This is a genomic window from Massilia sp. 9I, assembly GCF_902506415.1.
GTDB lineage: Bacteria > Pseudomonadota > Gammaproteobacteria > Burkholderiales > Burkholderiaceae_D > Telluria.
Genome location: NZ_LR733275.1, coordinates 5,075,037 through 5,087,388 on the forward strand (window position 1 = coordinate 5,075,037; position 12,352 = coordinate 5,087,388).

A 12,352-nucleotide genomic window follows, 5' to 3' on the forward strand; every position below is an offset into this window, starting at 1 on the left:
CATTGCCAAAGAATCAAGCCAACAACACTCCCCCATCATGAACGAGTCGACGTCCTATCCCTACCTGAGCGATATCGTGAAAGCGCTGACCGGCTACGATCTGCCGCTGCCTCTCGCGACCTTTGGCTTGCTCGTGGCCTGCGCCATGTTCGCCGCGGCTGCCTGCCTCACGGCGGAGCTGCGCCGCATCTCCGAGACGCAAGGCCTGCTGCAGGGGCGGCGCCTGGTCAAAGGCAAGGACGGCGCGCCAAGCTGGGTCACCGTTCCCGCACACGAGCTGGTGTCGAGCCTCACCGCAGTGGTGATGGTCGCAGGCATCGTGGGCGCCCGCCTGTTTCATATCCTCGAGAACATGGACCAGTTCATGGCCTCGCCCTGGTCGATCATTTTCAGCCGTTCCGGCCTCAGTGTCTTCGGTGGGCTGATCGTCGGTACGATCGCCGGCGTGGTCTTCGTGCGCCGCTGGCAGCTGCCGGTGCGGCCTTTGCTCGACGCGGTCGCTCCCGCCATGATGCTGGGGTATGCGATCGGGCGCGTCGGATGCCAGATATCGGGTGACGGCGACTGGGGTATCGCGGCGAACATGGCGCTCAAGCCGGACTGGCTGCCGACCTGGTTCTGGGCCCAGACCTACCAGAACAATATTTATGGCGAGGTGATCGCGGCGCCGGGCGTGTACCCGACGCCTGTCTACGAGTCCGTGATGGCGATGCTGTGTTTTGCGCTGCTGTGGAAGCTGCGCAAGCATCCGTTCATGACCGGCTGGCTGTTCGCGGTCTACCTCGTCCTTGCCGGCATCGAGCGCCTGCTGATCGAACAGATCCGGGTCAACCCGCCGTACGATCTGGGCCTGTTCAAGGCGACCCAGGCCGAGTTGATCGCCGCGGCGCTGATCTGCGCGGGGCTGGTCGGCGTCACTCTCCTGACCCGTGCAAAGGCAGACCAGCCGGCGCGCCGCATGCCTGAGGAGGCGGCATGATCAAGCAGGTCGGGCCGGCAGACATTCAGCCCAAGCTCTGAGCTTTGGCTGGCTAGCTATCGCGAACGAGTCCGCGGCAAAGCTCGCCAGTCACGGGTGAAGCGCATTCTGGTATGTCGTGCGGGGCTTGCCCATGCTCCGTGCCTTCCCCTGGCCGCAGCCAAGGTTCTGGCGGACTCTCGGCGTCTCGGTCATGATCGTGGTGGTGTGCTTCGGTGTCGTCAGGCTTTAGCGGGTCCAATTGCACTTTCCTCTCAAGATAGCGGCGCCCCAGAAGGGCAGGGCCATGATGCCGGTGAAACCGAAATTCCAGTTCTTGGTGCTGAAGCCGGGCGGTTGATGCTTCAGCGGGTTCGGTCCCATGCAGTGCGGCTTTTCCGCCTGGGAGAACTGGCGCGCGAATTCGCGATAGGCGCCGCCACCCAGTGCCTGGCCGGTGGCGGGCATCGGCGTCTCCGGCATCTCCTCCAGCGTAGCACGAACGGCGGCCCGGATCGCCTCGTCGCTTGGCCGCGCGCCGGGCTGCGGCGCCGGCTGAGGGGCGGGGAGGGCGAACGGGTCCTGCAGCGTGTTCCTGGCCGCCGGTGGTGCGTCCGCATAGGCGACAAAGACGGGGCAGAGCGGTACGAGGATCGTTGGGAGCCAGGCTTTCATCGTCGTGTCGTGGAGTGGATGAGTTGCTGACTGTATCCAAAAGTATTGGCAGAATACTTATGGGTGCATGAAGGCCCGCACGATTATGAGCAGTGAATAAAGAGGAGCAGAGGATGGCAACCGAGCAGAGTTTCGTGGACTACGTGGCCGAAGTAGCCGGGCTGGGCAGCCGCCTGACGCACAAGAAGATGTTCGGCGAGTTCGCCCTCTACCTCGACGGCAAGGTGGTCGCCTTCGCCTGCGATAACAGCCTGTACATCAAGCCTTCGAAGGCCGTCGCGGCGCTCGCCCCGGACCTGCCGCAAGGCCCACCATATCCCGGCGCCAAGGATTATCCGATCGCCGACGAGCTGCTCGACGATCCCCAGCTGCTCCGCCGCCTGATCGAGGACACCGCGGCGCTGATGCCGCTGCCCAAACCGAAGAAGCTCAAAGCCTGAGCGTCCTTTCAGTACGCCCTGTACTGATAAGTGGCTCGTATTCATGAGCCACATTCATAAGCCCTTGCATTTTTCGCACGAAAAAACCTCCTTTTACGCGCCTACAATCGGATAGCCGCCGCGCAGGCGAACTGCACGCCTCGAAATTGTAAAAAGCGTTATGTTCTTGGCTTCGGTCGCGACCGCATTTTCGTCAATTCGGAAGCGCGGTGGTCCATATTGCCCATGCCCAAGAAAGGAAGAACGATGCCCGACTTCGATCCAAACAGGCGGCAGCTGCTCAAGGCGTCCACTGTCGCCGTCGGTGGTGTCGCCGTGGCTTCCCAGCTCGCGGCGCCCGCCGAAGCTGCGCCCGCCGCTCCACCGGCCAACTCGGCTACCCCGACCACCATGAACGTCCGCCTGAAAGTCAACGGTATCGAGCACCAGTTGCAGGTCGATCCGCGCACCACGCTGCTGGACGCGCTGCGCGACCGCCTGCACCTCACCGGCAGCAAGAAGGGCTGCGACCAGGGCCAGTGCGGCGCCTGCACGGTGCTGATCGACGGCCGCCGCACCACCTCCTGCCTGACGCTGGCCGTGATGCAGGAAGGCCATGAGATCACCACCATCGAGGGCCTCGGCACCCCGAACAACCTGCACCCGCTGCAGCGCGCCTTCGTCAAGCACGACGGCTACCAGTGCGGCTTCTGTACCCCGGGACAGATCTGTTCCGCCGTCGGCATGCTGGAAGAGGTGAGGATGGGCATGCCGAGCCATGTCACCGCCGACCTGAACGCGCCGCTGCAAGCCACCGACATGGAATTCCGCGAGCGCATGAGCGGCAACATCTGCCGCTGCGGCGCCTATTCCAACATCCAGGAAGCGATTGCCGAAGTGGCGGGAGTGAAGCGATGAAAGCCTTTACCTACGAACGGGCCAGGACGCCCCAGGAAGCCGCCGACGCCGCCGCGCGCCACCCGAACGCGCGCTTTGTCGCGGGCGGCACCAACCTGCTCGACCTGATGAAGCTCCAGATCGAAACGCCGTCCCACCTCATCGACGTCAACGACCTGGCGCTCGACCGCATCGAGCCAACGCAAAATGGCGGCCTGCGCATCGGCGCGCTGGTGCGCAATTCCGACTTGGCGGCCGACCCGCGCGTGCGGCGCGACTACGGCGTGCTCACGCGCGCCCTGGTGGCCGGCGCCTCGGGCCAGCTGCGCAACCAGGCCACCACCGCCGGCAACCTGCTGCAGCGCACCCGCTGCCCCTACTTCTACGACACCAACGTACCCTGCAACAAGCGCAAGCCGGGCAGCGGCTGCAGCGCCATCGGCGGCTTCACCCGCCTGCATGCGATCGTCGGCCAGAGCGATGCCTGCATCGCGACCCACCCGAGCGATATGGCAGTGGCCATGCGCGTGCTCGACGCGCAAGTCGAGACGGTGTCTCCGGGCGGCGCGACGCGCGTGATCCCGATCGCCGACTTCCACCGCCTGCCGGGCAACACCCCGCACATCGATCACAACCTGAAGCCCGGTGAACTGATCACCGCGGTGACCCTGCCGCCGCCCTTAGGGGGCGTGCAGAGCTACCGCAAGGTGCGCGACCGCGCGTCCTACGCCTTCGCGATCGTGTCGGTGGCAGCCATCATCCAGCGCGACGGCAGCGGCCGGGTGGCGCTCGGCGGCGTGGCCCACAAGCCGTGGCGCGTCGAGGCGGCCGAAGGCGCCTTCGCGCGCGGAGCCCAGGCGGTCGCCGGCGGTGTGCTGCAGGGCGCCCGCACGACCGAGGACAACGCGTTCAAGGTGCCGCTCGTCGAGCGCGCCCTGGCCGCAGCCATCGCCGATGCACGAGCATAAGCGGAAGGGACAGCCATGAAATTCAACGAACCAGCCACGACCAACCCGATCGACCAGCTCAAGGTAGTCGGCCAGCCGATCGACCGCATCGACGGCCCGCTCAAGACCACCGGCACCGCGCCTTACGCGATGGACCGCCACGACGTGATGCCGAACCAGGCGCACGGCTACGTGATCGGCTCCGCCATTCCGACCGGCCGCATCGTCTCGATGGACCTGGCGGCCGCGAAGGCCGCGCCGGGCGTGATCGCGATCGTCACCGCGCAGAACGCGGGCAAGCTCACCAAGGGTAACTTCAACACCGCCATGCTGCTGGGCGGCCCGCGCATCGAGCACTACCACCAGGCGGTGGCGCTGGTGGTGGCCGAGACCTTCGAGCAGGCACGCGACGCCGCGGCCCTGGTGCGCATCAAGTACGAACGCGACAAGGGCGCCTTCGACCTGAAGGCGGTACAAAGCAAGGCCATCGCACCGAAGAAGGAAGCGGCCGAGACCAAGGTCGGCAACTTCACCGGCGCCTTCGCATCGAGCCCGGTGAAGCTCGACGCCGAGTACCATACCGCGCACGAGTCGCACATGATGATGGAGCCGCATGCGAGCGTGGCGGCCTGGGATGGCGACCAGCTGACGGTATGGACCTCGAACCAGATGATTGCCTGGGCCAAGGGCGACCTGGCCAAGACTCTGGGCCTGCCGAAGGACAAGGTGCGCGTGCTGTCGCCCTATATCGGCGGCGGCTTCGGCTCCAAGCTGTTCCTGCGCGCCGACGTGGTGCTGGCGGCGCTGGGGGCAAAAGCGGCGCGGCGGCCGGTACGCGTGCCGCTGCAGCGTGCGCTCATCCCGAACAACACCACGCACCGCTCGGCGACCCTGCAGCGCATCCGCATCGGCGCCACGCGCGAAGGCAAGATCACGGCGATCGCGCACGAAAGCTGGTCCGGCAACCTGAAGGAAGGCTCGCCGGAAAACGCCGCGACCCAGACCCGCTCCCTGTACGCGGGCGAGCACCGCATGACCGCCAACCGCGTGGCCGAGATGGACCTGCCGGAAGCGAACGCGATGCGCGCGCCGGGCGAGGCGCCGGGCCTCGCGGCGCTCGAGATCGCGATGGACGAGATGGCGGAGAAGCTGGGCATGGACCCGGTCCAGTTCCGCATCGCGAACGACACCCAGGTGGTGCCGGACAATCCGGAAAAGCCGGCCTCGAACGACCCGCAGTCGAAGAAGCCGGAGAAGGAAAAGCACAATCCGCATCCGCCGTTCTCCAAGCGCCAGTTCATCCAGTGCCTGCAGACCGGCGCCCAGCGCTTCGGCTGGGAACGCCGCAACGCCAAGCCGGGTTCCGTGCGAGACGGCCGCTGGCTGGTCGGCATGGGCATGGCCGCGGCCTTCCGCGACAACCTGCTCACCAAGTCGGCGGCGCGCGTACGCCTCGACCGGCGCGGCATCCTGACGGTGGAAACCGACATGACCGACATCGGCACCGGCAGCTATACCATCCTCGCGCAGACCGCGAGCGAGATGATGGGCGTGCCGCTGGAGCGGGTGCGGGTGCGCCTGGGCGACTCCAGCTTCCCGGCCTCCTGCGGCTCGGGCGGGCAGTGGGGCGGCAACAACTCGGCGGCGGGCGTATACGCCGCCTGCATGAAGCTGCGCGAGGCTGTCGCGCGCCAGGCCGGCTTCGAACCGGAACGCGCGATCTTTGCCGATGGCCTGATCCGCGTCGGTGAGCGCAGCCTGCCGCTGGCACAGGCGGTGGGCGAGCGCGAGCTGGTCGCCGAAGACATGATCGAGTACGGCGACATCAACACGCGCTTCCAGCAATCGACCTTCGGCGCCCACTTCGTGGAAATCGGCGTCGATGCGGGGACCTGCGAGATCCGCATCCGTCGCATGCTGGCGGTGTGCGCGGCCGGGCGCATCCTGAACCCGAAGACGGCGCGCAGCCAGGTGATCGGTGCGATGACGATGGGGGCGGGGGCGGCGCTGATGGAGGAGCTGGCGGTCGACAAGCGCCTTGGCTACTTCGTCAACCACGATCTCGCCACCTACGAGGTGCCGGTGCACGCCGACATCCCGCACCAGGAAGTGATTTTCCTGGACGAGGTGGATCCGATGTCCTCGCCCATGAAAGCCAAGGGCATCGCGGAGCTGGGTATCTGCGGCGTGGCGGCGGCGATCGCCAACGCCGTGTACAACGCCACCGGCGTGCGGGTACGCGAGTATCCGATCACGCTCGACAAGCTGATCGCCAAGATGCCCTTGTCGGTGTGATGTGAGGGGTGGCCGGCGTACCGGCCACCCCTGCGCATTTCCGTCAAAGTGAAAATGCGCGTAAATATCCGCTTGTGCTTCTGTTATCCTCCTGCGCTTTGACGTCTCAAGCACATAGTACGATGCTGTCAGCACCAGGTAGCACCACCTCTCTCGTTCCCATCCGCCGCATCGACTGGATCCAGCTGGCCGCCGGCTTCGCGCTGCTGGCCTGCGTGGTCATGGTATGGCGCTGGGGTGGCACCGTCGCCGATTCGCAGGCCTATTACGATACCGCGCGCTGGCTGCGCGGCGAGATCCCGGCCAGCACCCTGGTGGCGCCTTTCCCCTACCGCCTGCTGGTGCCGGCCGTGGCCTCGATCATCCCCGGCGACCTGCACAACGGCTTCGCGATGCTGAACTGGCTGCTGGTCACGAGCGGCGCCTGCCTGATGTCGGCCTGCGCGCTACGCGTGGGACTCGGCCCGCGGCGTGCGGTCATGGCGGGCCTCCTGATGATCGTCTCGGTGCCGACCTTCTGGTTCGCACCTTATCTGGTGGTCGACCCGGGCTCGGTGTGCGCGCGCGCCGCCTTCGTGCTGGCGCTGCTGTGCGGCCAGCCCTGGCTGGCCGCTGTTGCCGGCCTGTTAGGGACCGCCGTGCGCGAGGAGAACATCCTGCTGCTGGTGTGGCTGGTCGCGATGCGCCGCATCGCCATCCTGCCGGGCCTGGCCTTCCTCGCCGCGGCGGGCGCCTGGATCATGGCGGTGCGCTGGTGGCTGGTCACGGGCTTGCCAAGCTACACCTGGTCGCCGCGCTGGGAGCAGGTGCTGCATGCGCTGGGCGACTGGCGCTCGCTGGCCACGATCATCGGCGCCGCGCTGCCGATCGTGCCGCTGGCGCTGCTGGGCTGGCGCGCCGCGCCGCAAGCGCTGCGGCCTTTCGCCAGCCTGCTCGTGCTGATGGCGCTGCCGCCGCTGTACGCGGCGCTGTGCGTGCGCGTCGACGGGCGCGCGGTGTGGGGACTGTATCCCTTCCTGGTGCCGTTCGCGGCCTGCGCGCATTGGGGATTCGGCCAACGCCGTTGACGGATGCGGGATAAGGGCTATACTGCCCTCATGTATCCACCACGCTTCACATTGCCGGCCAACGCCGCCTGCCAGCAGGGCAGGGGCTTTGCCGCGTCCGTGGAACGTGACTGCGCCGCCGTCTCCCGAGCGGTGCAGCAGTCGTCGCGCAACCTCGCCTGGCTCGTCCGGGCTCGGTGAGGACCTCTGCACGCGTTTAGCCGTCCTCCCGAGCCTACTCCACACCGATACCGGCGGCTGCCATCGCAGCCGTCATCGCCAATTGCCCGCCGCCGTGCGGGCACGATCAGGAGTGAACAATGAAACCGACCATCCTCGTGTCATGGCTGGATATGGACCGCCTCGACCGCATGCTGGATTCCCTGCCTGCCGCCCAGGCCGACGCGCGCGACGCGCTGCTCGATGAACTGGGCCGCGCCGGACTTGCGGAACCCTGGGAGATGCCACCCGACGTCGTCACCATGAATTCGCGCGTGCGCTTCGCCTTCGACGACGCCGGGCAGGACGTGACAATGACGCTGACCTATCCGAAAGACATGAACGGCAACCCCGAGCAGCTGTCGATCCTGACCCCGGTCGGCACCGCGCTGCTCGGCCTGAAGGTAGGCGACACCATCAGCTGGGAGCGCCCGGATGGCGCCCTGTTCAATGTCAGCGTCCGGGCAATCGAGTACCAGCCGGAGCGCGACGGGCAGTATCACCGCTGAGCGTGGGCAGGCGCTTGACTCGCGCCTGCAACACCACCACCAGCCCCAGCACGATGGCGCAGGCAATCCACATCGACCACAGGGTGTGGCTCAGGAAGTGCGCGCCGCGCATCTGCTGCATCCATCCCAGGCCCAAGCCCGGCGCCAGGCAGGCGGCCAAGACCCGCCAGGCCTTGCGTCCAGGACCCGGCAACCACAGCACCACCAGCGACACCAGCCACAGCGCGCTGGAGGCGTGTCCCGCCGGCAGGCAGTGGCCGGGCAGGATGCCGGGTGGCAGCGCCTCGAACAGGCGCAGGTAGGGCTCCTTGCCGCCGTAGCGCGCCAGGTCCCAGGGACAGTGGGCGTTGCTGGACTGCTTGAGCAGGCTGGTGATGACCGGAACTAGGACGGCCGACCATGCGACCACGCGCAGGCGTAAGCGCGCCAGCGGCCGGTCAAACGCCGCCTGCGGCCAGATCGCATCGCCCACGGCCAGCGCGATGAGCAGGCCGGCGCACACCGTCAGCGCGGTCTTGGCGATGCGGTGGCTGAAGGTCGCGGTGAGCCAGGCTTCGCGCCAGGGGAAGGCGCCGGTCACCCGGTCGTATAGCGCATCCGCCATGCGCAGGTCGATGTCGGTGCGCGCCTCCAGCGCGTAGATCAGGAGCGCCGTCAGCAGCAGCAAGAGGGCGAGCCGGATCGCGGTCGCCGTCTCCAGCAGTTGTTCCCGACCTCGCACTTTCATCACTTCCGATACGCCCGCGTCTTCTGCTTCAGTTACGTACGCAGGCATGGAACAGGTCCAGTTTCGGATTCAGGACGGCGGTTTCGACATTCAGCATGCCAAGCACCGAGTGGAACACGTTGTCGTGCGAGAGCGGCTGGTCGGCGCGCGCCTGCAGGCAAGAGCGGTCGATGCGGAAGCGCTGGCTGAAGCCGTCCGACATCCACAGCATCATCGGCACGTGGGTCTGCTCGCTGGGGGCGAACAGGTAGGGCGCGCCGTGCAGGTACATATTGCCTTCGCCGAGCGATTCGCCGTGGTCCGAGAAGTACAGCATCGAGGTGTCCACGCCTGACTCGCTGGCGGTCTTGCGCAGCAGGTCGATGGTGTCGGCCAGGAAGCTGTCGGTGTAGAGGATGGTGTTGTCGTAGGCCGCGACGATCGAGTCGCGGGTGCAGGTCTCGAATTCGCTGCTGTTGCAGACCGGGCCGAAGCGGCCGAAGCCGGCGGGATAGCGGTGCGCATAGGCGGGGCCGTGGCTGCCTTTCTGGTGCAGCACGATGACCAGGTCCTTGGTCGACTGGCGGATCAGGTTCGGCAGGCCCTCGAGCAGGTCCTGGTCATAGCATTCGTCGCCCGCGCAATTGCGGCTGCCGGTGCTCGGGTTGGAGACGTCGACGAATTCCACGCGGTCGCACACGCCCTTGCAGCCCGAGTTGTTGTCGCGCCAGTGGACACGGAAACCGGCGTGCTTGAGCACGTCGAGCAGGCCTTCCTGGTGCTTGGCCTTGTTGTCGTCATAGCGCTCGCGCGTCATGGCCGAGAACACGCAGGGCACCGATACCGCGGTGGCCGTGCCGCAGGACTCGACCTTGGCAAAATTGATCAGGCCATCCTCGTGCGCGAGGCGCGGGTTGGTTTCGCGCGCATAGCCGTTGAGCGAGAAGTTGGCGGCGCGTGCGGTTTCGCCGACCACGATCACGGTCACGGTGCGGCGCGTCTGGCCGGCCCAGCGGCTGCCCTTGGTAGCGTCGCGGCCGATTTCCTGCAGCGGAACCGGCGTGCTCCAGCGGTTGCGCAGGTAGCCGTTGAGCGCCTGCACGGCATTCGTCGGGGTGAGCAGGTAGCGCAGTTCACGGTGTTCGCGCACCGCCGGCGCCAAGGTCTTGAACAGCAGGACCAGCAGCAGCGCCGCCAGCGCCAGCGCACCGGCGAAGATGCCAGCGCGTTGCGCGATCCCACGCACGCCTTGCGGGTACTGCAACTTCGCACGTGCCACCAGAAGCGAGGGCAGGCCGCCGGTCACGGCAACGAACAGCACCATGTGCCAATTCAGCAACTCGGTTGCTTCGCGGGTGTCGGTTTCGAAGATGCTCTGGATGATGGCCTTGTCGATCACGACGCCGTACTGGTTGATGAACCAGGCCGAGGCCGAGGCGGTCAGCAGGAAAGCGATCAGCGCCGGCTTGACGACGAAGCGGAAGCTGAAGGGCGTCAGGAGCGCATAGAACAGCAGCACCACGATGGCGAAGCTGCCGGCCAGCACCGGCAGGCGCGCGAGCGAGAAGCCGCCGACCGCATGGACGAAGTTGGACCAGAAATTGAAGTTGCCGACGGTGGCCAGCAGCAGGGCGACGGTAAAGACGAGCAGGTTGGCGCTGATGCGCCGGGACAGGACGTTTTGCACTTGTATCACTTCTGAGCAGGTGGCCGGAATGGCCACGCTATTCCTGAAGGATACGAAACGGCTCGTGAGCCGCTCGTCAGCAGGATGTTAAGGCTGTGTGAACGTGAGCGTAAAACGACTGCCGCCATCAACCCGCGCTTCGTAGGCGAAGCCGGCGCCCAGGAAATCGCAGATGCGGCGCGCCAGCGCCAGGCCGAGTCCGGTACCGCCCGAGCCGCTCGACGGTGCGCCGCCGCTGCCCAGCGTGGCGACCACCGCCGGCGGCAGGCCGGGGCCGGTATCTTCCACCACCACCTGGCCCGGCAGCAGGCGCACCACGACTTCGCCGCGGTCGGTGTACTGGCAGGCGTTACGCACCAGGTTGCCGATCGCGGCCGCGCACAGTTCGCGCGGGGCGCGCACCTCCAGCGACGGGCCGTCGACGAAGCGCAGCGCAACCGGCTTGCCGGCCACCAGCATGCGGTATTTTTCCACTTCCTCTTCCGCGACCTGCTCGAGCGGGACCGGCGCCAGCGTGCCGAGCTGCGGCGCGCGCGCCAGCAGCAGGAGCACCGTGACGCATTCGGCCGCTTCGCGCGCGGCGCGGTAGATGCGCTCGGCCGGACCGCGCACGGCAGGCGCGGCTTCCTGCATCAGGATCTCGGCGGCGCCCATGATCACGGTGAGCGGGCTGCGCAGCTCGTGGCTGACGTCGCCGGTGAAGTAGCGTTCGCGGTCCAGGAAAGCGCGCAGCTCGGTGGTGTGGGCCACCAGCGCGCGCGCCAGCACGCCCAGTTCGTCCTTGCGGCCGGTGAGGGCGGCCGGGGCGCTGTCACTGCCGACCGCCAGCGCCAGCTCGCTGATCGGCGTCACCACGCGGGTGCCGAGGAAGCCGCCCAGCATCGTGGCGAGCAGCACGAAGCCGACGATCACCGCCGCAAACATCGAGTACACCACCACTTCGATCTTGTCGTAATCGCTTTCATGGTCGACCAGCACCCAGTTGCCGCGCGCGTCGTGACCGGCCAGCACGTGCAGGCGGGTGGTGCCGACGTCGACCTTGTGCACGCCGTCGGCCAGGTTGCGCAGCGGCGCGGGAATGGCTTCATTGCGCTGGAAGCGCAGGCCGGCCGGCATGTCGACGTCCAGGCCAGCGGCCTGGCGCGGCGCGGCCCAGGCGACCGCCGCCTCGAGCCGCTTGTCGACCAGCTGCACCTCGATGCCTTCAACCGCCACCGCTGCGATGAAGGCGAAGAAGGTCGAGGCGCCAAGGCCGAACAGGACGAATGCGACGACAATGCGCCGTTTTAAGGAATCAGCGCTTCGCATCCGCCTGCACCAGCTTGTAGCCGACCCCGGCTACGGTCTGCAGCATGGGCGTCGCAAAAGGCTTGTCGATGGCCTGGCGCAGCGCATGGATGTGGGTGCGCAGGGCATCGCTGTCGGGGCGGTCCTCGCCCCACACGGCCTGCTCGAGCGTTTCGCGGGTGACGATGCGTGGCGCCGCCACCAGGAGGCAGCGCAGCAGGATGTAGCCGGTCTTGGTGAGCTGCACCGGCACCCCGGCGCGCGCGGCTTCCTGCATGTCCGGGTCGTAGCTGAGCTCGCCGAAGCGCAGGGTGGTGTGCAGCGCGTGGGTGGCGGCCGAGCGCCGCACCAGCGCCTTCAGGCGCACTTCCAGTTCCACCAGCGAGAAGGGCTTGACCAGGTAGTCGTCGGCGCCGCTGTCGAAGCCGGCCACCTTGTCGGGCAGGCTGTCGCGCGCGGTCAGCATCAGCACCGGGGTCGATTTGCCGAGCTCGGTACGCAGCTTCTGGCAAAGCTCCAGGCCGTTCAGGCCAGGCAGCCCGACGTCGAGGATGATGACGTCGTAGTCGTTTTCGGAAGCCAGCGCCAGCCCGCCATAGCCGTTGCGGGCGGAATCGAGCTGGTGGCCTTTGGGTTCCAGGAAACCGTACAGGTTGGCGAGGATGTCCGGATGGTCTTCGACGATGAGGATGCGCATCCGCCTATTC

General features: G+C 67.1%; 12 protein-coding genes. 7 read left to right on the forward strand and 5 right to left on the reverse strand.

Annotated elements, in window-relative coordinates; all coding sequences use genetic code 11:
- The first annotated feature begins 37 nt into the window (after window positions 1-37).
- The gene (locus GV068_RS22665) at window positions 38-979 is read left to right on the forward strand and encodes a prolipoprotein diacylglyceryl transferase (protein ID WP_159703324.1); all 942 of its coding nucleotides are present in this window, start codon (window positions 38-40) and stop codon (window positions 977-979) included.
- Window positions 980-1,207: 228 nt separating this feature from the next.
- Here the strand turns inward: GV068_RS22665 and GV068_RS22670 are convergent, their stop codons facing one another.
- Window positions 1,208-1,633 carry a hypothetical protein gene (locus GV068_RS22670; protein WP_159703327.1) on the reverse strand — a complete coding sequence of 142 codons (426 nt, stop codon included), beginning with the start codon at window positions 1,631-1,633 and terminating at the stop codon, window positions 1,208-1,210.
- 113 nt (window positions 1,634-1,746) lie between these two features.
- On the opposite strand from GV068_RS22670, the gene GV068_RS22675 reads away from it, so the two are divergent.
- The 6 genes from GV068_RS22675 (at window position 1,747) to rnk (ending at window position 7,965) form a co-directional block, all read left to right on the forward strand.
- Window positions 1,747-2,073 carry a TfoX/Sxy family protein gene (locus tag GV068_RS22675; protein ID WP_159703330.1) on the forward strand — a complete coding sequence of 109 codons (327 nt, stop codon included), beginning with the start codon at window positions 1,747-1,749 and terminating at the stop codon, window positions 2,071-2,073.
- 246 nt (window positions 2,074-2,319) lie between these two features.
- Window positions 2,320-2,970, forward strand: a complete 651-nt coding sequence (gene paoA / locus GV068_RS22680) for an aldehyde dehydrogenase iron-sulfur subunit PaoA (RefSeq protein ID WP_159703333.1) — start codon at window positions 2,320-2,322, stop codon at window positions 2,968-2,970.
- On the forward strand, window positions 2,967-3,917 hold the full coding sequence (locus GV068_RS22685) for a xanthine dehydrogenase family protein subunit M (RefSeq protein ID WP_159703336.1): 951 nt from the start codon (window positions 2,967-2,969) through the stop codon (window positions 3,915-3,917). Before paoA ends, GV068_RS22685 begins: the two co-directional genes overlap by 4 nt.
- 15 nt (window positions 3,918-3,932) lie before the next feature.
- Window positions 3,933-6,191: an aldehyde oxidoreductase molybdenum-binding subunit PaoC gene (gene paoC, locus GV068_RS22690; protein WP_159703339.1), complete on the forward strand. Its 2,259-nt coding sequence runs from the start codon at window positions 3,933-3,935 to the stop codon at window positions 6,189-6,191.
- 122 nt (window positions 6,192-6,313) lie between these two features.
- Window positions 6,314-7,258: a hypothetical protein gene (locus GV068_RS22695; protein ID WP_159703342.1), complete on the forward strand. Its 945-nt coding sequence runs from the start codon at window positions 6,314-6,316 to the stop codon at window positions 7,256-7,258.
- A 299-nt stretch (window positions 7,259-7,557) separates the two neighbouring features.
- Window positions 7,558-7,965 (forward strand): nucleoside diphosphate kinase regulator, encoded by a 408-nt coding sequence (gene rnk / locus GV068_RS22700; RefSeq protein ID WP_159703345.1) that lies wholly within the window; start codon window positions 7,558-7,560, stop codon window positions 7,963-7,965.
- Here the strand turns inward: rnk and GV068_RS22705 are convergent.
- From GV068_RS22705 to GV068_RS22720, 4 genes are all read right to left on the reverse strand, one after another.
- A complete protein-coding gene (locus tag GV068_RS22705; protein ID WP_229464426.1) occupies window positions 7,910-8,740 on the reverse strand; it encodes a phosphatase PAP2 family protein in 831 nt (276 codons plus the stop codon). The genes rnk and GV068_RS22705 overlap by 56 nt on opposite strands.
- Entirely contained in the window at window positions 8,721-10,358 is a 1,638-nt protein-coding gene (locus GV068_RS22710) for a phosphoethanolamine transferase (RefSeq protein ID WP_229464428.1), read from the reverse strand. The genes GV068_RS22705 and GV068_RS22710 overlap by 20 nt, the downstream gene beginning before the upstream one ends.
- A gap of 87 nt (window positions 10,359-10,445) precedes the next feature.
- On the reverse strand, window positions 10,446-11,666 hold the full coding sequence (locus GV068_RS22715; protein ID WP_159703351.1) for a sensor histidine kinase: 1,221 nt from the start codon (window positions 11,664-11,666) through the stop codon (window positions 10,446-10,448).
- A complete protein-coding gene (locus GV068_RS22720) occupies window positions 11,653-12,342 on the reverse strand; it encodes a response regulator transcription factor (protein WP_159703354.1) in 690 nt (229 codons plus the stop codon). Before GV068_RS22720 ends, GV068_RS22715 begins: the two co-directional genes overlap by 14 nt.
- Window positions 12,343-12,352: the final 10 nt, after the last annotated feature.